The organism is Bacillus sp. FSL M8-0266 (assembly GCF_038613425.1).
In the GTDB taxonomy this organism is placed as follows: Bacteria; Bacillota; Bacilli; order Bacillales; family Bacillaceae; genus Bacillus; species Bacillus pumilus.
The window spans coordinates 2,479,995-2,500,438 of record NZ_CP152015.1; the positions used below are offsets into that span (position 1 = coordinate 2,479,995).

At 42.6% G+C, this 20,444-nt stretch carries 19 protein-coding genes, 1 pseudogene and 1 other annotated feature; of the genes and pseudogenes, 3 read left to right on the forward strand and 17 right to left on the reverse strand.

Annotated features, from left to right (window positions below; translation table 11 throughout):
* Positions 1 to 17: 17 nt before the first annotated feature.
* Both hisS and MKY83_RS12700 read right to left on the reverse strand, forming a co-directional pair.
* Positions 18 to 1,292, reverse strand: coding sequence for a histidine--tRNA ligase (hisS, locus tag MKY83_RS12695; protein WP_065098517.1), 1,275 nt, complete (start codon positions 1,290 to 1,292; stop codon positions 18 to 20).
* A gap of 74 nt (positions 1,293 to 1,366) precedes the next feature.
* Positions 1,367 to 1,606, reverse strand: a binding site (T-box leader).
* 58 nt (positions 1,607 to 1,664) lie between these two features.
* Positions 1,665 to 1,835, reverse strand: coding sequence for a YrzK family protein (locus tag MKY83_RS12700; protein ID WP_157957781.1), 171 nt, complete (start codon positions 1,833 to 1,835; stop codon positions 1,665 to 1,667).
* A 137-nt stretch (positions 1,836 to 1,972) separates the two neighbouring features.
* Here MKY83_RS12700 and MKY83_RS12705 point away from each other — a divergent pair, with 137 nt between their 5' ends.
* Positions 1,973 to 3,553: an SH3 domain-containing protein gene (locus MKY83_RS12705; protein ID WP_106065668.1), complete on the forward strand. Its 1,581-nt coding sequence runs from the start codon at positions 1,973 to 1,975 to the stop codon at positions 3,551 to 3,553.
* 96 nt (positions 3,554 to 3,649) lie between these two features.
* Here the strand turns inward: MKY83_RS12705 and dtd are convergent, their stop codons facing one another.
* The 8 genes and pseudogenes from dtd to MKY83_RS12745 form a co-directional block, all read right to left on the reverse strand.
* Positions 3,650 to 4,093 (reverse strand): D-aminoacyl-tRNA deacylase, encoded by a 444-nt coding sequence (gene dtd, locus MKY83_RS12710; RefSeq protein ID WP_044140029.1) that lies wholly within the window; start codon positions 4,091 to 4,093, stop codon positions 3,650 to 3,652.
* 18 nt (positions 4,094 to 4,111) lie between these two features.
* Entirely contained in the window at positions 4,112 to 6,322 is a 2,211-nt protein-coding gene (locus MKY83_RS12715; RefSeq protein WP_044140028.1) for a bifunctional (p)ppGpp synthetase/guanosine-3',5'-bis(diphosphate) 3'-pyrophosphohydrolase, read from the reverse strand.
* Positions 6,323 to 6,464: 142 nt separating this feature from the next.
* Positions 6,465 to 6,977: an adenine phosphoribosyltransferase gene (locus MKY83_RS12720; protein ID WP_003216770.1), complete on the reverse strand. Its 513-nt coding sequence runs from the start codon at positions 6,975 to 6,977 to the stop codon at positions 6,465 to 6,467.
* A 23-nt stretch (positions 6,978 to 7,000) separates the two neighbouring features.
* Positions 7,001 to 9,325, reverse strand: a complete 2,325-nt coding sequence (gene recJ, locus MKY83_RS12725) for a single-stranded-DNA-specific exonuclease RecJ (RefSeq protein ID WP_044140027.1) — start codon at positions 9,323 to 9,325, stop codon at positions 7,001 to 7,003.
* Between the two features lie 81 nt (positions 9,326 to 9,406).
* Positions 9,407 to 9,760 (reverse strand): lipopolysaccharide assembly protein LapA domain-containing protein, encoded by a 354-nt coding sequence (locus tag MKY83_RS12730; protein ID WP_044140026.1) that lies wholly within the window; start codon positions 9,758 to 9,760, stop codon positions 9,407 to 9,409.
* Between the two features lie 102 nt (positions 9,761 to 9,862).
* Positions 9,863 to 10,352 (reverse strand): annotated as a pseudogene (locus tag MKY83_RS12735) (cation:proton antiporter regulatory subunit).
* Positions 10,353 to 10,538: 186 nt separating this feature from the next.
* Positions 10,539 to 12,767: a protein translocase subunit SecDF gene (gene secDF, locus MKY83_RS12740; protein WP_003216337.1), complete on the reverse strand. Its 2,229-nt coding sequence runs from the start codon at positions 12,765 to 12,767 to the stop codon at positions 10,539 to 10,541.
* A gap of 41 nt (positions 12,768 to 12,808) precedes the next feature.
* Complete coding sequence (locus MKY83_RS12745) at positions 12,809 to 13,105, reverse strand: post-transcriptional regulator (protein ID WP_003216788.1); 297 nt, start codon at positions 13,103 to 13,105, stop codon at positions 12,809 to 12,811.
* A gap of 115 nt (positions 13,106 to 13,220) precedes the next feature.
* On the opposite strand from MKY83_RS12745, the gene spoVB reads away from it, so the two are divergent.
* Positions 13,221 to 14,771, forward strand: a complete 1,551-nt coding sequence (spoVB, locus tag MKY83_RS12750) for a stage V sporulation protein B (RefSeq protein WP_342487391.1) — start codon at positions 13,221 to 13,223, stop codon at positions 14,769 to 14,771.
* Position 14,772: 1 nt separating this feature from the next.
* On the opposite strand, the gene MKY83_RS12755 is transcribed toward spoVB, so the two are convergent.
* The gene (locus tag MKY83_RS12755) at positions 14,773 to 15,435 is read right to left on the reverse strand and encodes a DUF421 domain-containing protein (RefSeq protein ID WP_044140024.1); all 663 of its coding nucleotides are present in this window, start codon (positions 15,433 to 15,435) and stop codon (positions 14,773 to 14,775) included.
* A gap of 165 nt (positions 15,436 to 15,600) precedes the next feature.
* On the opposite strand from MKY83_RS12755, the gene MKY83_RS12760 reads away from it, so the two are divergent.
* Positions 15,601 to 15,978 (forward strand): TIGR04086 family membrane protein, encoded by a 378-nt coding sequence (locus tag MKY83_RS12760; RefSeq protein ID WP_044140023.1) that lies wholly within the window; start codon positions 15,601 to 15,603, stop codon positions 15,976 to 15,978.
* 49 nt (positions 15,979 to 16,027) lie between these two features.
* On the opposite strand, the gene yajC is transcribed toward MKY83_RS12760, so the two are convergent.
* Genes yajC through ruvA form a run of 6 tightly spaced genes read right to left on the reverse strand, consistent with a single transcriptional unit; the run spans position 16,028 to position 20,397 of the window.
* Positions 16,028 to 16,294 carry a preprotein translocase subunit YajC gene (gene yajC / locus MKY83_RS12765; protein WP_003216659.1) on the reverse strand — a complete coding sequence of 89 codons (267 nt, stop codon included), beginning with the start codon at positions 16,292 to 16,294 and terminating at the stop codon, positions 16,028 to 16,030.
* A gap of 48 nt (positions 16,295 to 16,342) precedes the next feature.
* Positions 16,343 to 17,488: a tRNA guanosine(34) transglycosylase Tgt gene (gene tgt / locus MKY83_RS12770; protein ID WP_044140022.1), complete on the reverse strand. Its 1,146-nt coding sequence runs from the start codon at positions 17,486 to 17,488 to the stop codon at positions 16,343 to 16,345.
* Positions 17,489 to 17,519: 31 nt separating this feature from the next.
* Positions 17,520 to 18,548, reverse strand: a complete 1,029-nt coding sequence (gene queA, locus MKY83_RS12775) for a tRNA preQ1(34) S-adenosylmethionine ribosyltransferase-isomerase QueA (protein WP_044140021.1) — start codon at positions 18,546 to 18,548, stop codon at positions 17,520 to 17,522.
* Between the two features lie 34 nt (positions 18,549 to 18,582).
* On the reverse strand, positions 18,583 to 18,783 hold the full coding sequence (locus MKY83_RS12780) for a DUF2905 domain-containing protein (RefSeq protein WP_012010741.1): 201 nt from the start codon (positions 18,781 to 18,783) through the stop codon (positions 18,583 to 18,585).
* On the reverse strand, positions 18,776 to 19,780 hold the full coding sequence (gene ruvB, locus MKY83_RS12785; protein ID WP_340912211.1) for a Holliday junction branch migration DNA helicase RuvB: 1,005 nt from the start codon (positions 19,778 to 19,780) through the stop codon (positions 18,776 to 18,778). The genes MKY83_RS12780 and ruvB overlap by 8 nt, the downstream gene beginning before the upstream one ends.
* 11 nt (positions 19,781 to 19,791) lie before the next feature.
* On the reverse strand, positions 19,792 to 20,397 hold the full coding sequence (gene ruvA, locus MKY83_RS12790; RefSeq protein ID WP_044140019.1) for a Holliday junction branch migration protein RuvA: 606 nt from the start codon (positions 20,395 to 20,397) through the stop codon (positions 19,792 to 19,794).
* Between the last annotated feature and the right edge of the window lie 47 nt (positions 20,398 to 20,444).

A 20,444-nucleotide genomic window follows, 5' to 3' on the forward strand; every position in this document is an offset into this window, starting at 1 on the left:
AACATTCCACTCCTTCTTTACGCCTTCTTGTGGGCCTTCATCATTTGAATCAGCTCATCAAGCTTCACTTCAATTTGTTCACCCGTTGTCGTATCTTTTACATTCACAATGTGCTGCGCCAGCTCATCTTCACCAAGGACTGCAATAAACTTGGCTTTTAATCGATCAGCCGCTTTAAATTGTCCTTTTAATTTCTTCCCTGTATAGTCCATTTCGCTTGAAATGCCTTCTTTTCTCAGACGATTTAATAATGAAACAGCGTAATCTTTCGCATCATCACCGAGTGCAGCAATGTATAGATCAATGCCATCTTGCAGTGGAAGATCAATCCCTTCAGCATCGATTGCTGATAGGAAACGCTCAATACTCATAGCAAAACCGATTCCTGGTGATTCAGGACCGCCAATTCCTTCAACAAGTCCATCATATCGGCCTCCGCCGGCTAATGTGGTAATCGCACCAAAGCCTTCAGCATTACTCATGATCTCAAATGCCGTGTGATTGTAGTAATCAAGGCCGCGCACTAAGTTCGGATCGACGATATATTCAACGCCTATATCTGTTAAGTATTGTTTGACCTTTTCAAAATAAGTCCGTGATTCATCATTTAAGTAATCTTGAATGGATGGAGCCGTTGCCATCAATTCGTGGTCACGATCCTTTTTACAATCAAGAATTCGCAGCGGATTTTGATGTAAACGGGTTTGACAGTCATGACAGAATTCATCGATTCTTGGCTCAAAGTGCTCAACAAGTGCCTTGCGGTAGTCTGCACGGCTCTCTTTGTCACCAAGGCTGTTAATGACGAGCTTTAAGTTTGAAAGACCTGCTTTCTCATAAACACTCATCGCAAGGGAAATAACTTCTGCATCAATGGCTGGATCCTTTGAACCGATCGCTTCAATCCCAAACTGATAAAATTGACGATATCTTCCCGTTTGCGGACGTTCATAGCGGAACATTGGCCCAATGTAATACAGCTTTGTTGGCTGCGCCGGCTGTGCAAATAATTTATTTTCAACATAAGAACGTACGGTTGATGCCGTTCCCTCTGGACGAAGGGTGATGCTGCGCCCCTTTTTATCTTCAAATGTATACATCTCTTTTTGAACGATATCGGTTGATTCGCCTACTCCCCGTGCAAACAGCTCTGTATGCTCAAAAATCGGTGTGCGGATTTCTTTGTATTGAAAGGCTGCACATGTATCTCTTGCAATTTGTTCAACATACTGCCAGCGTTCTGACTCTCCAGGTAAAATATCCTGTGTGCCTCTTGGAATATTAAAACTCATTTTTCGTCCTCCTACGACCATCATTCATTTTTTTATGTGGACATATAAAAAACCCCCGCCTCTACTATGTGTATAGTAGGGACGAGAGTTATACCCGTGGTGCCACCCTAGTTGGAACATGATCTAGCCATGTTCCCGCTCAAATCCTTAACGCAGATTCACGTTCTCCGCCTATTGACTCATTTTTAGAGCGTTCAGCAGGAAACCTACAGAGTGTTCTTTCGTGATAAATGCCATGCGGATTCGCTTTCAGCCTAAGGCGATTCCTCTCTGCTCACGCAATTTACCCTACTATTCTCTATCATCAGTTCCACATTTTAAATTTTCAAGTGTGTTGATTTATATTATAATAAGGTCGGTGCTGCCACTCTGTCAACCCTTGCCGGGCCTCTTTTTCTTTTCCAGCTCTTCTTTTGACGTACATCCGTATTCAGATGCGGTTTCTTCAAGGAAGCCTGGTTGATCCATTTCGTCGTGCTGCCAGCGATCGATATCACGATGTCCATTATATTGCACTCGTCCTAATTTTCTGCTTAATCTCATGTTTGTACATCCTTTTATCACGTTTTTATTTAGTATAAACAGATTGATTCATTTTTATTAGGGAAACTGCAAGGAATTAGTCCATTACATAACGAATTTACATTCATCGGTTTTACAAGGGAGGGGAAAACACCGTTTTGAAACTAAAAAAACACAATCAAATGATGATGCTGCTTACCTGTTTTGTTCTCATTGCAAGTACTTTGCCTATGACACATGCTACAGCACAAACAGATCAAGCTGTGGTCGCTACAGATGAAATCAATGTGAGAACGGGCCCTGGCTTAAGCTATGGAATCGCAGCTGTTGTGAAGCGCGGGGAAAGCTATCCCATTCTCACGAAACAAGGAGAATGGGTGCAGATCGGGCTATCGAACGGTCAAAAAGGGTGGGTCGTCTCATGGCTGATTACGACATCATCTGGCGGCCAAAACTCCGCTAAGCCAAAGACGCAAAATCAAAGCTCAGCAGGCAGCGGTTCCATTACATCGACAGCCTCTGATCTTCGCATACGGACAGGCCCTGGGACTTCCTATCAAGTCGTCGGAACTTTCCCGCAAGGCGCTTCCGCTAAAAAGCTGCAGACAAGCGGCGAATGGACAAAAATTTCGTATAAACAAGCAGTAGGCTGGGTTCACTCTGATTATGTGTCAGGCGGCCAAAAAGCTGCTCAATCAAGCTCTGGCGAGTCCTCTCGCTCTAAACAGACAGGCACAGTTGGCGTATCGAGCTTGAATGTAAGGCAATCGGCGGCACCAAATGCACAAGTCGTCGCTTCACTTGCCCGCAACACACAGATCACCATTTTGCGCGAGCAGAACGGCTGGTATGAAATTGAGGCAAAAGGCGTGAAAGGCTGGGCAGCAAGCTATTACATCGTCACAAGCAATGGAGCGAGTTCGGCTGGTGAAAAGAATCCATCTTCTTCGGCTTCCCAAAAGAAAGCGTACATTGTCTACGATGGCACCAACATTCGAAAAAGTGCTTCTACCTCTGCTCAGATTGCAGAAAGAGCCACAAAAGGCGCTGCCTATCAAATTGTTCGCACGCAAGGTGACTGGTACGAGGTGACACTATCTAACGGCGGAACTGGTTATGTGGCAAGCTGGGTCGTTCAAACGAATAAAAATAGCAGCGAGGCACCAAGACCACAGCAGGATTCTTCATCAGGAACTGGTTCTTTAAAAGGAAAAACGATTGTTCTTGATCCAGGTCATGGCGGAAAAGACAGCGGCACGATTGGAGCAGATGGTGCGTTTGAGAAGAACATTACCATCAAAACCGCCAATTTACTGGCAGGAAAATTAAGGGCTTCTGGTGCAAATGTCTATTTAACAAGAAGTGAAGATACTTTTATCAGCCTTCAATCGAGGGTTGCAACATCTCATTACAGAAATGCAGATGCATTTATTAGTCTTCATTATGATAGTTTTATGGACCCAAGTGTCAGAGGAAGTACGGCATATTATTATCAAGCAGCAAAAGACCAGCAATTAGCGACAAACGTTCATACAGAAGTCGCTAAACGCTCTCAAATCCCTGATAAGGGTGTCAAATTCGGAGATTATTTTGTGTTAAGAGAAAACAAACGTCCTTCTCTTTTATATGAACTCGGCTATTTAAGCAATCCTCAGGAGGAAGCCATCATTTATAGCGCCTCTTACCAAGAACGAGTCACAGAAGGAATGACAGAAGGATTAAAACAATATTTCCGCTAGAAAAAAGAGGCCACTGCGCCTCTTTTTTGTTTGATCGCAAAAGAAAAAGACTCTAAACAAACTCCTGCAAGAGTTTATCTACAGTCTAAAGTGAATCTATTCTTTGCTATCCATCCAGATAGTCACAGGCCCTGAATTGGTCAATGACACATCCATCATCGCGCCAAAGCGGCCAGTTTCTACATGAATACCTTTTTCTCTAAGGGCTTTATTGAAACTTTCGTAAAGGGCGTTCGCAGCATCTGGCTTGGCTGCTTTCATAAAATTTGGCCTTCTGCCCTTTCTCGTATCACCATAAAGAGTAAACTGAGACACAGACAGCACGCTTCCTTTTACATCCAATAACGAATGATTCATTTTCCCGTTTTCATCCTCAAAAATACGTAAATGTGCAAGCTTATCAGCTAAATAATGCACATCTTCTTCTGTATCTTCGTGTGTGACACCAACGAGTACCATATATCCTTCATTGATGGCACCTGTGATCTCTTCTTCTACCTTCACAGATGCACTTGTCACACGCTGCACAACAAGCCTCATAGACGATATACTTCCTTTCTAATTCATGAATCGGCGAACAGAGTAGATGTCTTTGATTTGTTTAATGCGTTCTACCACTTTGTGCAAATGGTTAATGTTTTGGATAAAGATCGCCATATGGATCGTCGCCACTTTGTTACGGTCAGACTTACCAGAAACCGACGAGATGTTCGTTTTGGTTTCGTTGACTGCTTGAAGCACCTCATTGAGTAAGCCGCGTCTATCATATCCTAGTATTTCAATTTCCACATTGTATTCTTTACGGTTTCGAGCAGGCTGTTCGTGCTCCCACTCTACCGGAATTAACCGTTCTTGCGCTTCTCCTGTCTTCACGTTCGGACAGTCATCACGGTGAACAGATACGCCTCGGCCTTTCGTAATAAAACCAACAATGCTATCACCTGGAACAGGGTTACAGCACTTAGATAAGCGGACAAGCAGGTTATCTATCCCTTTGACTCTTACACCTGCTTCTCGTTTCTTCCCGTGATATGTCTTTGGCTCTACTGTCACTTCTTGAACCGTTTTTTCTTGTTCTTCTTGATCTCTTTGTTTTCTTTCTTTTTCAGTTAAACGATTGGCGACTTGGAGTGCAGTAATTCCGTTATAACCAACCGCTGCATACATATCCTCTTCGTTTGAAAAATTAAATTTGTCAGCCACTTTTTGCAGGTTTTCAGCTGTCAGGATGTCTTTGACATCAAACTCAAGGTTTTTGATTTCTTTCTCCACGAGTTCTCGGCCTTTTTCGACATTTTCTTCACGGCGCTGTTTTTTGAAAAACTGTCTGATCTTGTGCTTCGCTTGGGAGGTTTGGGCAAGTTTGACCCAATCCTGACTTGGCCCATAGCTGTGCTTTGATGTCAGAATTTCAATAATGTCACCTGTTTTCAATTTATGATCGAGCGTGACCATCTTTCCGTTGACCTTCGCACCGATCGTTTTGTTCCCAATTTCCGAGTGAATCCGGTAAGAGAAGTCAATCGGCACGGAACCCGATGGCAGTTCAATGACGTCTCCTTTTGGAGTAAAGACAAACACCATATCAGAGAAGAGATCGATCTTTAACGATTCCATAAACTCTTCTGCATCTGTCGATTCATTTTGGAATTCAAGGATTTCTCTAAACCAAGAGAGCTTCTTCTGGAAGACAGCTTCCTCCGTTGATTCTGCTGACTCTTTTCCTTCTTTGTATGCCCAGTGCGCAGCAATTCCGTACTCTGCAATTTCATGCATTTCCACTGTTCGGATTTGAACTTCAAGCGGGTCACCTTTTGGCCCAATCACTGTTGTATGAAGCGATTGGTACATGTTCGGCTTTGGCATTGCAATATAATCCTTAAACCTGCCTGGCATCGGCTTCCAGCATGTATGGATAATCCCGAGCACGGCATAGCAGTCTTTAATGCTGTCAACCAAAATACGAACGGCCAGCAGATCATAAATTTCATTAAACTGCTTATTTTGCAGGACCATTTTGCGATAAATACTATAAATATGCTTTGGTCTTCCGGAAAATTCAGCCTTGATGTTTACCTCTGACACACGATCTTTTACTTCATTGACAACCTCATCCAAGTATTCCTCACGTTCCGCTCGTTTGCGCTTCATGAGATTCACGATCCGGTAATATTGCTGCGGATTTAAGTAACGGAGCGCTGTATCTTCAAGCTCCCACTTAATCTTTGAAATCCCTAATCTGTGCGCAAGCGGTGCAAAGATTTCAAGAGTTTCATTTGAAATTCTACGTTGCTTTTCCTGAGGAAGATGTTTGAGCGTTCTCATATTGTGCAGACGGTCTGCCAGTTTAATCAAGATGACGCGTATATCCTGCGCCATTGCCACAAACATTTTTCGATGGTTTTCGGCCTGCTGTTCTTCTTGTGATTTATATTTAATCTTCCCGAGCTTTGTTACACCATCAACAAGCATCGCAACTTCTTCGTTAAAATACTCTTTTAAATCCTGTAATGTCACATCTGTATCCTCGACAACATCGTGCAGGAAACCGCCTGCAATGGTCGATGGGTCCATTTCAAGGTCAACAAGAATCCCCGCCACTTGAATTGGATGGATAATATAAGGCTCACCAGACTTCCGGTATTGCTCCTTATGTGCATTTTCAGCATATTCATATGCTCGCTCTATAAATTGAATATGTTCAGCGGACAGGTATTCTCTTGCCTTGTCAATGACCTGCTGCGCCGTTAAAACTTGTTCGTTCGCCATGGAATCACCTTTTTAAATGAAAACTGTATTGTAGTTTATTATCAAGAAAAATTCGATAGATGTAAAGAGAAGAAGTCCGCTAAAAGATTTTTGATAGGAAAAAAGCACCCTTCTTACCGAGTGCTTTTTTCGTAAAACTCCATTAGTATTGCATTAACGTCAAGATGTCGTAACCGTCAAGCTTCTTTCTGCCGTCCAGATACGTCAGCTCAATCAAGAATGCAATTCCTGCCACAACGCCGCCCAATTCCTCTACAAGCTTGATGGACGCTTCAATTGTTCCACCAGTCGCAAGTAAGTCATCTGTAATCAATACACGTTGACCAGGACGAATCGCATCTTTATGAATCGTTAATACATCTTTCCCATATTCTAAGCCGTATTCGACTTTAACGACTTCACGAGGAAGCTTTCCTTCTTTACGAACCGGTGCAAAACCTACACCAAGTGCGTATGCTACAGGGCAGCCAATAATGAATCCACGCGCTTCAGGTCCAACAATGAGATCAATGTCTCTTTCCTTCGCGTATTCAACGATTTGATCCGTTGCATAACGGTACACTTCGCCTTTATCCATTAACGTTGTAATATCTTTAAATTGTACACCTTCCTTTGGGTAGTCAGGTACAACTGTCACATATTGTTTTAAATCCATCTTTTCCTTTTCCTCCTCGTACGTCAAAGCACAGGTGAGACTTCGCTCATCATGCTATTCAGCCATTCCTTCAGCTCTTTGGCTGAGGAATATGTTAGTGTTTGATCGAGTTCCATCAATCGTTGTTTTGCTGTATAGGATGCTGATGCTGTTAAATCTTTTTTAGGGGCATCACGTACTATTGACAGCACACCATTCTCTATTTTAACAAAACCAAGTTCAAAAAACACCTTTGTCATAAAAATCATTGTATCTTTTGTCCAGCCCCTATGTTTCGCAAGCTCCATTCCTTGTTCCTTGAGAGGGAAACTTCCTCGTTTTAACAAGAATCCATAAAACCATTTGAATTGATCACGGCTAGGGAAAGCGGACATGAAATGATCTTCTTTTCTTTGGAAAACCGTATAAACTCTAGCTGGCTTTTGGTTTTCTAACAGCTGCCTTAGCAAGTGTTCATCTGCAGGAACATCTGCAAAGACGACATACTTGCCTTCTACATCGAATGTTGAAACATTTTCTGCATGGACATGATGAATCGGGATATTGACATCCTGTTTTGTTTCTTCGTCAAAACAGACCACCACATATTTTTCTGGATCAAGCGTGGAGATGGTCTTTTCCCAATCCTTTTTGCCGCGCAAATCAAACAGCTGCCATGCATCTACTCGGGCATCTTTTAGCATGAGCTGTGGTTTCTTCCGGTTATTCCATTCATTGATGGACATTTCACCAATGACGGAAATGCGGCTACCTGTGACAACTTCTTCTTTTAATTGACCTTGATGAAAACCGACACAGTCAAGCAGCTTATCTTCATCTTTCAGAGACATTTTAATATGATTCTGATTTGCTCCAATTGTTCGGATTTCTTCAAGTCTCACATCTTCAATCATGATGAACGGCTTTGGATTCTGCATGCCAAATGGTGACAGCATCCCCACTTCTTCAATCGCTTCAACCGTCAATTCGTCTACCTTGCATACAGCATCAACCCGCTGAATCGGAATAAAATCTTCTTCTGTCAACGTTTCATTCGCATATTGATTTAATCTTTCCCTTAGTAAAGGAACATCATCCGCCCGAAGTGTCATACCCGCAGCCATCGGGTGCCCGCCAAAATGCGGCAGAATGTCGCGGCATTTGCTTAAATGGAAAAATAGATCGAAGCCAGGAATACTCCGCGCTGATCCTTTTGCCATTTGCGTCTCTTCATCTATTCCAAGCACAATCGCCGGACGAGAAAATTTATCCGTCAATTTAGAGGCAACAATTCCGACAACACCCGGATTCCAGCCAGCTTTCGCTACAACGATTGCAGACTGGTCATCACCTGTCTCTTCCACCATTTGAATGGCTTCTTCTGTGATCGTACTCACAATTTTTTGACGTTCTTTATTCAGTTCTTGTACAAAACGAGCGAGTTCTTCTGCTTCATCCTTATCCTCTGTCATGAGAAGATGAACAGCTGGATCGGCCTGTTCAATTCGCCCTACAGCATTCAGCCTTGGCGCAATTTGAAAGCCGACCGTTTCCTCATTTGCTTCTTCAAGAGTAGCACCTGCTTCTTTTAATAACGCCTTCAGCCCCGGTCTATTCGACTGCCTAAGCTGCATAAGCCCTTTTTTAGCGAGCCATCTATTCTCATCATGAAGCGGCACAAGATCCGCTATTGTCCCAATTGCCGCAAGATCTAACAGCTGAGTTGGCAGCTTTCCAAGAAGAGCATGCGCCACTTTAAACGCTACGCCTACACCGGCAAGTTCTTTAAACGGATACTCACATCCCGGCTGCTTAGGATGGACAATCGCAAGTGCCTCAGGAAGCTCCTCACTTGGTTCATGATGATCTGTAATGATCAGGTCTAACCCTATTTCTTTTGCAATACGTGCTTCATTTACAGCTGCAATGCCTGTATCGACGGTGATGACAAGCGATGCGCCTTGCTCTTTGATATATCGAAAAGCCTGTTCATTAGGCCCATAGCCTTCTTTAAATCGATCTGGAATATAAAAGTCTACTTTCGCAGACAACTCTTTTAATGTATGTAAAAGCACAGACGTACTTGTCACACCATCCGCATCATAGTCTCCGAAGATCACAATCGATTCCTGCTCTTCGATCGCTTTGTTGATGCGCTCTACTGCTTCTTTCATTCCTTTTAAAAGAAATGGATCATGAAATTCGGCTTTTTGATCAAATAAAAAAGACCTCGCTTCTTCTACTTCTTCGAGTCCTCTTTTTACAAGAAGCGATGCAGTCAGCGCTGAAATATTCAGATTTTCAGAGAGTGATTTCACTTTTTCTTCGCTTGGATGTTCATATTCCCAGCGCATTTTGGATAATAACATAAATTCACCCCTCAACCACACTATTATACTAGAGTGGCCTGAGGGGTTTCAATTTTTATTTTATGAAATTGTGCTGGAAGATTATTTTTCCTTCCGGTCAAATGATGCTGGCTGTTCTTTTAAAGGCGTCACATTCGGTTTCTTTTGAACGTCTTTGTCGACCTTTTTATTCGAAACAGCAGGTGCAGGTGCGGCTGCACGCTCAGCTTTTAAAGCCTTTAGTTCACGTTTTAGTTTCACAATTTGGAAGATCCCTGCAAAAGCCACAATGAGTCCGCCCATGAGCACAGAACCAATAATGACAAGAATCAGCGGCCATTCAGCCGATCCAAATAAGTAGTCAACTTGCACTGGCCGCACATTGATCACGGCAAATACTGAGACAATTAATACGAAAATAAATGCGAGTATGATGGTCCATTGTTGTTTGTTCATCTACATATCCCCCAAGCTTTTTCTTTTATTCTTCCCTTTTTATTGTCCTTTTTAAACACAGAAAGAAATGAGCGGAAGAAAATCTATCAGCATGGGCATGAATTAGCTGCTGAGTTTTTCATTAATGAGGTTCTTTATTTCTTGTCTTAGCTCCAGAAATAACAAGGGTATCCCCTTCTTCAATGACCGTTTCAGGTCCTGGATTTCACATTTTCTCATATGATTTTCTCACGATAGCGATGACTGTTACTTGATCATATTGGCGGACACTCAGGTCACCGATGGTTTGCTGAACAGCTGGTGCATTCTTTTCAATCTTAAACCATTCAATCATCAGTTCATCAATGGCTACTTCTACAGTTTCAAACGCTTTCGGCTTATATACCATGCCGCCTAAGATTGCTGCAATTTGACTTGCTTCTTCATCGTTTAGCAAGATACCAGAAATAGATTCTTCATGATCGTCCTCTTGAAAATGATACATTTCTCTCCTGCCGTCATCGTGTGTAATGATGGCAAGCTTCTCATTATTTTTTGTGATCATTTCGGCTTTGTGACCGATACCTGGCAGTTCAGTTTCCCGAACCTTCATAACAGCCCCTTCAATGAATAAAGCCAAATGCCTCAAACGGACACTTGCTTTCTATACTTGTCTAAACGTATGTCATTATAGCAAAAGACCATTTCAAGATCAACGATACCCGAAATATTTTTTCGAATCGTCTTATTTTCGGAAAAACTAATGAAAAAAGACTGCCGCTTGGGCAGTCTCACTCAATTAAATATCTTGCTCAGTATCAATCTTCGCCGGTTTTTTCATCTCACGGCCTTTCCACATGAGCCAAATTTGCGCTGCGATATATAGAGATGAGTACACCCCTGTTAACAGACCGACAAGTAAGGCGATGGAGAAGTTTGTAATTGACGCTGATCCAAAGATAAGCAGTGCGATCACAACGACAAGTACGGTTAATACCGTGTTGACAGATCGCGTAAAGGTTTGCTGTAAACTTAAGTTCACAATGTACGATAGATCTTCAATCGTTTTTGGTTTGCGCTTCTTCATTTGTTCACGAACCCTGTCAAAGGTGACGATCGTGTCGTTGATCGAATATCCGATGACTGTGAGGATCGCCGCAATGAAGGTGACATCTACCTCTAAACGCGTAATACTAAAGAAGGCCACGATAAAGAACGCGTCATACAGCAGTGAAATAATCGCTGCAATGGCCATTTTATATTCAAATCGAACGGATACATATAAAATGATCCCTATTGAAGCAATGATGACAGCATATAATGCATTTCGGGCAAGTTCTTTCCCAACAGTCGGAGACACTGTACTTACGTTCGGCTCCGTTCCGTATTTATCTTTGAAGTAATCTTTCACTTCAGCAATCTTTTCTTTGTTCGGCACACCGACAAATCTCGCTGCTGCCTGATTTTCTTTTTGACCCGATAACACGACACTGTCTGTCTCAAGGTCCAGCTTTTTAAAGTCTTGCTCGACTTGTTCAGTTGACAGCTTGTGATCACTTTGGATATCAATTCTAGTTCCACTTGTAAAGTCAATTCCCGCATTCAGCTTGAAGATGGAAAGAACGATGATTCCCGCAATGGTGATAGTAGCTGAGAAAATCATAAATCCTTTACGTTTGCTGACGAAATCCCACTTATCAAATGGCGTTTTTGGCTCGGTGGTTTCTGTTGTTTCATGAATGTTCATAATGTCTTTTTGACGAACACCAAACCAGCCTTTTCTCCGGTCAAGATAGCGACTTTCAACAAGAAGACCGAGAAGGAATCTTGATAGGAAGACAGCTGTGATAAAGCTAGTTAAAATCGATAGGATGAGCATCGTTGCAAATCCTTTTACCGAGCTTGTCCCGAAAAAGAACAGCACGCCGCCGGCAATAATACTTGTTAAGTTTGCATCAAAGATGGTTGCAAATGATCGGCGGTTCCCTGATCTGAAAGCAGAACGGACTGATTTGCCGAGCTTGAGCTCTTCTTTGATCCGCTCATAAGTAATAATGTTGGCATCAACAGCCATCCCTACCCCTAGAATCAATGCCGCAATTCCAGGCAGCGTCATGACTGCACCCATCCAGTCAAACACTTGAAGCGTAATGTAAATATAAGCTGAAAGTGTGATGACAGCGATAAGACCAGGTAATCGGTAATAAAGCAGCATGAATAAGAAGATAAATGCGATTCCTACAATTCCTGCGAACACTGTTTCGTCCAGTGCTTGTTCACCAAACTGTGCACTCACAGATGTTGAATATTTTTCTGTTAATTTCACTGGCAATGCCCCGGCATTTAAAATACTTGCAAGGTCCTTTGCCTCTTGAACAGTAAATTTCCCTTCAATTTGCACGTCACTGCTGTTAATTTCTTGATTCACATTCGGCGCAGAGACATATTTGTGGTTTGATTTTGAGACTTCTTTTTTGAAGGAATCTCCTTTGTGGTAATCAAGCCAAATGACAAGCTGGTTATTCGGCGCCATCGCCGCTACTTTTCTTGTGACGTCACCAAATTTTTTCGCATCCTTTAGTTTAACCGTCACAATTGGCTCATTCGTTTGACTGAATGTTTGTTTTGCACTGTTTTCGACCAGGTCAGCCCCGTTAAGGAGTTCTTTATCATTCGTATCTCTGAAGGATAGCTGTGCTTCAGTGGAAAGAATCTCCCTAGCTCTGTTTTGATCTTTTACTCCCGCAAGCTGCACGCGGATACGATTGTTGCCTTCAATCGAGATGTTCGGCTCACTTACACCTAGCACATTGGCTCTTCGGTTTAAAGCCTCCACTGTACTGACGAGGACACTATTTGTGATTTTATCCTCTTTTTTCACTGGATGTACATCATATAGGACTTCAAATCCACCCTGCAAATCCAGCCCTAGCGTCATATCTTTCGCAACAGGCTTTGTTAGTAAGCCTACGCCAGTTCCGATTAACAGAACCACTAAGAAAAACGCAAGAATGCGCCCTTTTTTCATTATGTATTTCCTCCTTAAACACCTGAATCCATTAAGATGGCTTATTTCAACAGTTCATCTAGCATATTCTTGCCATCTTCACTGTCCAAAAAAGCAGACGTTTTAAACGACTGAACGGTTGCATAGTTCATAAATTCGCCAATTTTCACAGATAAAATATCTGCAACCATTTCATGAATCGGATACTCTTGTTTTTTCTTCCACTTCTTATTCTCTAAGTATGACCATAATTCCTCTAAATCTACATCTTTATAGCCCAAAACGATGAATTCTTCAAGCTTACTGAACAGAAAAGGCTTTAAATGGTCTTTGTAAATTGCAGCCGGATGTTGTGTCAATGGGATGCTCCCCCTTTTCAGTTTTTATCGAGAGACTTGTCATGCTTGGACGATATACACGCATATCTTATTGTATATGATTCTATGTCGTTTGAGAAGGCAGGTGATCTTTGATTTGACGAAGCAAACGTTTTTAAAAGGGACAATTATTTTAATTTTAGCAGGTTTTATCACGAGAATATTGGGTTTTGTCAATCGAATTGTCATTGCAAGGTTCATTGGCGAAGAAGGAGTCGGGCTTTATATGATGGCTGCTCCTACCTTTTTTCTCGCTGTGACGCTCACACAATTCGGACTGCCTGTCGCTATTAGTAAGCTTGTCGCAGAAGCAGAAGCCCGGGGTGACAAACAGAAAACAAAACGTATTCTTGTCATGTCCCTTGCGATAACAGGGACACTCAGCCTGATATTCACGCCGCTCTTTTTATGGTTTGCACCCATCATGGCAGAAAATATGCTGACAGATCCTAGAACGGTCTATCCACTGCTTGCCATTACGCCCGTTGTCCCAGTCATCGCCATTTCCAGTGTGCTAAGAGGGTATTTTCAAGGCAGACAGCAAATGAGCCCGCTTGCCATATCTCAAGTACTGGAACAGGTTGCAAGAATTTCTCTAGTGGCAGTATGTACAACAGCTTTCCTTTCTTATGGGATTGAATATGCGGCAGCAGGTGCGATGATTTCATCTGTTATTGGAGAGATGATTTCACTTGCTTATTTACTGATTGCCTTTCGTTATAAAAAGACCATTCGTATTCGAAAACGATTTTTTAAGGCGATTCATGACGGTAAGGACACGTTTAAGCAATTGATGAGTATTGCCCTGCCAACAACAGGCAGCCGTTTTATCGGGAATATTTCGTGGTTTTTAGAACCGATAGTTGTCGCGCAAAGTCTTGCCATTGCTGGATATGCGGCTGTCGAGGCAACAAGACAATACGGAGAGTTGACTGGTCTTGCGCTAACTCTGTTGACACTGCCTAGCTTTATTACGTATTCTCTCTCCACTGCACTGGTCCCAGCGATCAGTGAAGGAATGGAGCAGAACAAACGCAAAACGGTCGAATACAGGCTGAAGCAGGCGATGCGTCTTTGTCTACTCAGCGGAGGTATTTCCTGTATTATTCTTTTCGTTTACGCAGAAGATTTAACGCTCTTTATGTATGGTTCATCGCATGCGGCTATTTATGTAAAATTCATGGCACCATTTTTCCTTCTATATTATTTTCAAGGGCCGCTTCAAGCCGTCTTGCAAGCACTCAATTTAGCTGGTGCGGCGATGACAAATAGTCTGATAGGTGCTGTTGTGAAAACAGGAATGATTTTTGTCCTTGCTTCACAGCCGGGCTTTGGCATTATGGGGGCAGCACTTGCAATATTAATCGGCATCGTCCTTGTCACGCTGCTTCATGCGGCAACTGTCGGTAAAGTACTGCCTATTCATTTACCAATGAAGGAATATGGGATATGCGTTCTTGTGATCATCGGCACTGGGGCTGTCAGCCTTTGGCTGAAATCTCAAGTAAATGGGCTCTTTTCTGCCCCGATTGAGCTTGTGATACTGATCTTTGTTACGTGCGCGCTGTATGTCATTCTATTAATCTGTCTAGGGCTAGTGAAGCGAGAAGAGCTTCGCCGTATCCCGTTTATAGGGAAACTGCTTTAGCTCATGTCTTCTTGATCACTTCATCTTTCAAATCAATATAAAATGTCTTTTGATTAAAGCTACAGTAGGAAATCTGATCAATTTCATGATAGCCCCTTTTGGCAATCTCATCTTTCAGCCACTGTTCATTTTGATTAATTTGCTTCAAATGATCGTGCTGTACAACGCCATCAGCAATAAGTGGCAGCTCAAGCGCTCCGTGTGTGTGCTTGTTTTCTTTTTCAACGACCGCAAGCTTTCCAGATGGCTCTAAAATGGCGTAAGACACATCCTGAATGCTATCGATGTTGTTTTCTCTTAATTGAATGAGCAGGTCATCAAAATTGTATCGCTGTTTTCTCATCGCACCCTCGTCGATTTTCCCATTGATAATGAGCAGGGCCGGTTTACCGTCAAGAAAGCGCCGGACACCTTGGAATTTCAATGAGAGGTAGGCGAGTGTGATTTGAATGAAGGTTAACAGCAGGATCGGCCATACCGTATGTAACATGTGATCCTCGACTTCTTCTATGGCGAGAACCGCAATTTCTGCGATCATCATAAAAATGACAAGATCTAAAATACTCAATTCGCCAATTTCTCTCTTGCCCATTAACCGAAAAATAAACCAAATAAGAAAATATAAAATGATTGTTCTCATGGAGATAATCAAGATGTCCTGCATGTGATGTAAACCCTCCTTCTCTAACATAGCTTGTGTCAAAACCCTTTATTTATGTAGAAAAGAAAGCCTCTGTTTTTATCGTGAGAAACATGTCTATTTTTTCTTCATAGTGAATACATTTTAGTAAAAGACAAGCTTCGGTCAATTGGAGAGGAGACGAATCACATGCAGGAAACGAAACAAATCGGAAAAGGGATTTTATCCGGCTTAATGGCCATTTTTATCGTGATGATTGCCACAAGCTTACTTGTATCGCTCATGCTTACCTTCACAAGTATGCAGGAATCATCGTTTAAATGGATGATTATGATTTTGTCCTTTGTGGCGCTTTTATTAGGGGGGATCATTTCTGGAGGAAAAGCAAAGGAGCGCGGCTGGCTCATTGGTGCGATCACTTCTATGATCTTTTCTCTCACTGTATTTTTGTTTCAATATTTAGGGTTTGGAGAAACCTTTTCACCAGAGCAGTTCATCTATCATGGGGCATTTCTAGGAATTTGTATGCTCGGCGGAATGATTGGCGTCAATCTTCGAGGCAAATAAAAAAAGAGCGGATATATCGCTCTTTTTTTTATGGCTATGTATCGGAGGATTAGCCTTTGTCAGCTAGTTCTCTAATAGCACGTCGATCGAAAGTTAAACGGTTGTTTTCGCTTGTTTTGATGACCACTTTTGATTCATCAATGTAGTCGATTTCACCGTGTAAACCACCGATTGTGACGATTTTATCGCCTTTTGATAAAGATTGCTGCATCTGACGCACAGCTTTTTGTTGCTTTTGCTGTGGACGGATTAATAAGAAGTAAAGCACAGCAAACATGACAACAATCATAATGATTGAACCCATACCACCATCCATTCTATTTCACCCCTTTCTAAAGCATTGTAAAGCCTTTTCGTTTATGCGTTAAAAGTTTTTCGCATTCGGTTCGTTAAAGCCGTAACGCTCAAAAAACTCTTCTTTAAAATCACCTAAACGATCCTCACGGATAGCTTCTCTCACTTGCTCCATTAATTTTAACAGAAAATGAAGATTATGATAAGTTGTTAATCGAATTCCGAACGTTTCATTTGTTTTGATTAAATGTCTAATATAAGCGCGTGTGTAGTTTTTACATGTGTAGCAGTCACAGTTTTCATCGATTGGTCTGAAATCACGCTCATATTTTGCATTTTTCACAACAAGACGTCCTTCGCTTGTCATCAACGTACCGTTTCTGGCAATTCGCGTTGGCAGCACGCAGTCAAACATATCTACACCGCGAATGGCACCGTCAATTAAGGAATCTGGTGAGCCGACACCCATTAAGTACCTTGGCTTGTCTGTTGGTAACAATGGCGTTGTGAACTCGAGTACACGGTTCATCACATCTTTTGGTTCACCAACAGATAAGCCTCCGATGGCGTAGCCTGGGAAATCAAGTGAAACCAGATCTTGTGCACTTTGTTTGCGAAGCTCTTCGTATTCTCCGCCTTGGACAATTCCAAACAGTCCTTGATCCTCTGGACGCTGATGCGCTTCTAGACAGCGTTCTGCCCATCTGCTTGTCCGCTCTACAGATCGTTTCATATAATCGTATTCTGCTGGATATGGTGGGCATTCATCAAATGCCATCATAATATCAGAGCCAAGCGCATTTTGGATGTCCATGGCCTTCTCAGGAGAAAGGAACAGCTTATCTCCATTTAAATGATTACGGAAGTGGACGCCTTCTTCTTCAATTTTTCTAAATTCACTCAAAGAGAATACTTGGAATCCGCCTGAATCGGTCAAAATCGCTCGATCCCAGTTCATAAATTTGTGCAGGCCGCCTGCTTCTTTCACAATGTCATGACCTGGACGAAGCCATAGGTGATACGTATTGCTTAAGATGATGCCTGCTTCCATTGCCTTTAATTCTTCAGGCGCCATCGTTTTGACTGTAGCCAGTGTACCTACCGGCATAAATACAGGTGTGTCAAAGGAGCCGTGCGGTGTATGAACGCGCCCTAGTCGTGCACCTGTTTGTTTGCATGATTTAATGAACTCATAACGTATCGGTAATTGCGACAAAAATGAGCCCTCCTGTCTTTGTTGTATGATGTTATTGAATCAGCATGGCATCGCCAAAGCTGAAGAATCGGTATTCCTCTTTTACAGCCTCATTGTACGCTTTTAGGACATGCTCTCGTCCAGCTAATGCGCTGACAAGCATGATTAACGAGGATTTGGGCAGATGGAAATTCGTGATCATACCATCAATTGCCTTGAATGTATAGCCTGGGTAAATAAAGATTGACGTCCAGCCGCTTGACGCTTTGAATTCGCCATCATGCGCACTTGCAATGGTTTCTAGCGTTCTCGTTGACGTTGTCCCCACTGAAATAATCCGCCCGCCTTCCTTGCGAACGCGATTAAGCTCTGCCGCTGTTTCTTCATTCATTTCGTAAAACTCTGCGTGCATTTCGTGTTCTTCAATACGATCTGCACTGACCGGACGAAAAGTACCAAGCCCCACGTGCAGTGTAATGAATGCGATGTGCACACCTTTTGCTTTCAGCGCATCCAGCAGCTCGTTTGTAAAGTGAAGACCAGCAGTTGGAGCAGCAGCGGAGCCAACCTCTTTCGAATACACCGTTTGATAGCGTTCACGATCGTCAAGCTGCTCTTTAATATAAGGAGGCAGCGGCATCTCACCGAGGGATTCAAGTACTTCATAAAAAATGCCGGTATACTGAAACTCAACTTTTCTGCCGCCATGTTCTAATTCTTCTGTACATACCGCTTGAAGCCGTCCATCACCAAAGGTGATAACTGTTCCTTTTTTCACCCGTTTGGCTGGTTTTACAAGTGTTTCCCATTTATCGCCTTCCTCTTGTTTTAAGAGAAGAAGTTCAACTTTTGCACCTGTATCCTCTTTCATTCCAAACAAACGTGCCGGCAAAACGCGCGTATTATTTAAAACGAGACAATCACCCGTTTGAAAATAATCGGTGATTTGTGAGAATGTATCGTGTGTCACCTCACCCGTTTGTTTGTTTAAGACCATCAGTCTTGATGCATCTCGTTTTTCAAGCGGTACTTGTGCAATCAATCTTTCTGGTAAATCAAAATCAAATAGTTCTAGCTTCATTTCCTTCACCTATTCTGTAGTTAACTAGTTAACGTTATTTCATCCGTCCAAAGATATTAAGTAATATCGTGAGCACGATGCTAATGACAATGCATGTGATCACAGGAAAAAAGAACGTCACATTTCCTTTTTTCACAAAAATATCACCTGGAAGCTTACCAACCAATTGAAATACTAATCCTGCGGCAAAAAGGACACCACCTAAAATCATCAATATTTTAGGGAATTCAGTCACGATTCGGAACCTCCATTTGAAAATGTTCATACGCTTCTCTTGTGACAACCCGTCCTCTTGGTGTTCTTTGCAGGAAACCAATTTGCAGTAAATACGGTTCGTACACATCTTCAATCGTATGTGATTCTTCTCCAATTGTCGCTGAGATCGTATCAAGCCCAACAGGACCGCCTCTAAATTTTTCAATCATACTTAAAAGCAGCTTATGATCGATATGATCAAGACCAAGCTTGTCGACTTGAAGGCGCTCAAGGGCATCTTCCGCAATGTCCTCGGTAATCGCATGATTCCCAAGCACCTGCGCAAAATCTCTTACTCTTCTGAGCAGACGGTTGGCAACCCTCGGCGTACCGCGGGAACGTCTTGCAATCTCTTCGGCTGAGCGAAGATCGATCCCAATCTCGAACAGCTCGGCTGTTCTTGCCACAATGTGAGCCAAATCTCTTTGCTCATAGTATTCCAATCTTGCATGTACCCCAAACCTGTCACGAAGCGGCGCTGTTAAAAGCCCGACGCGGGTCGTGGCACCTACAAGGGTAAATGGCGGTAAATCAAGCCGTACAGAGCGTGCTGTATCTCCTTTGCCAATGACGATATCTAAACAAAAATCCTCCATGGCCGGATAAAGCACTTCCTCAATTGAGCGCTGCAAGCGATGAATTTCATCTATAAACAACACATCACCTGGCTCAAGAGACGTTAAAATCGCCGCCAAATCACCAGGACGTTCAATCGCTGGTCCAGATGTTGTACGCAGCTGAACATTCATTTCATTGGCAATAATCGACGCGAGCGTTGTTTTCCCGAGTCCGGGCGGTCCATATAAAAGGACATGATCGAGTGTTTCCTGCCTCATACGGGCAGCCTCAATAAACACGCTGAGGTTATCCTTTACTTTTTGCTGACCGATATATTGGCTAAGTGTCTGTGGCCGCAGACTTTGCTCAATGGCTGATTCATGGTTGTCTGCTTCAGTTGAGACGAGCCGTTCATCCATGAGACATCACCCTATTTCAACATTTTTTGTAAAGCTTTTTTCACATATTGATCGGTTGTGAGATTCTTTTCTTCTTTTAACAATGGAAGAACCTTTTTAATTTCGCGATCACCGTATCCGAGAACACTTAAGGCTTCAAGCGCTTCGTCTAATGCCGTTTGCTGCGTTTCGACCTGAATATGGTCCTCGTGATTAAATAGGTTGCCAATCATTTCGGGCACGACATCAGCTAGCTTTCCTTTTAGGTCGAGAATGATTTGGCGAGCTGTCTTTTTGCCAACACCAGGGAACTTAATCAGGAACGCTTCATCTTCACGTTCTATCGCTGAAATGACAGCGCCTGGATCACCGGAAGCAAGAATCGCTAGAGCCCCCTTCGGCCCAATCCCTGTGACATTTAACAGTTTTGTGAACAGCGCTTTTTCTTCTCGTGTTTGAAATCCATATAACGAAAAAGCGTCTTCTTTTATGTAATGATACGTATAAATTGTTTCTTGTTTATTTATTTGATAGATAAACGGGTTTGGGCTATAGACTTGATATCCCACTCCGCCGTTTTCTATGACAACATATTGCGGGCACACATAATCAATGGTCCCTTTTACAAACTCTATCACCGTTTTCACCTCTTTGACTGTTCTTCATTGTAACATAAATCGAGAAG

Excerpts from the sequence above, each read along its gene's own strand:
- hisS (WP_065098517.1), bottom strand. The coding sequence starts at position 1,292 with ATGAGTTTTAATATTCCAAGAGGCACACAGGATATTTTACCTGGAGAG.
- MKY83_RS12700 (WP_157957781.1), bottom strand. The coding sequence starts at position 1,835 with ATGAGATTAAGCAGAAAATTAGGACGAGTGCAATATAATGGACATCGT.
- dtd (WP_044140029.1), bottom strand. The coding sequence starts at position 4,093 with ATGAGGCTTGTTGTGCAGCGTGTGACAAGTGCATCTGTGAAGGTAGAA.
- MKY83_RS12715 (WP_044140028.1), bottom strand. The coding sequence starts at position 6,322 with ATGGCGAACGAACAAGTTTTAACGGCGCAGCAGGTCATTGACAAGGCA.
- MKY83_RS12720 (WP_003216770.1), bottom strand. The coding sequence starts at position 6,977 with ATGGATTTAAAACAATATGTGACAGTTGTACCTGACTACCCAAAGGAA.
- recJ (WP_044140027.1), bottom strand. The coding sequence starts at position 9,325 with ATGTTATTATCCAAAATGCGCTGGGAATATGAACATCCAAGCGAAGAA.
- MKY83_RS12730 (WP_044140026.1), bottom strand. The coding sequence starts at position 9,760 with ATGAACAAACAACAATGGACCATCATACTCGCATTTATTTTCGTATTA.
- secDF (WP_003216337.1), bottom strand. The coding sequence starts at position 12,767 with ATGAAAAAAGGGCGCATTCTTGCGTTTTTCTTAGTGGTTCTGTTAATC.
- MKY83_RS12755 (WP_044140024.1), bottom strand. The coding sequence starts at position 15,435 with ATGCAGGACATCTTGATTATCTCCATGAGAACAATCATTTTATATTTT.
- MKY83_RS12760 (WP_044140023.1), top strand. The coding sequence starts at position 15,601 with ATGCAGGAAACGAAACAAATCGGAAAAGGGATTTTATCCGGCTTAATG.
- yajC (WP_003216659.1), bottom strand. The coding sequence starts at position 16,294 with ATGGATGGTGGTATGGGTTCAATCATTATGATTGTTGTCATGTTTGCT.
- queA (WP_044140021.1), bottom strand. The coding sequence starts at position 18,548 with ATGAAGCTAGAACTATTTGATTTTGATTTACCAGAAAGATTGATTGCA.
- ruvB (WP_340912211.1), bottom strand. The coding sequence starts at position 19,780 with ATGGATGAACGGCTCGTCTCAACTGAAGCAGACAACCATGAATCAGCC.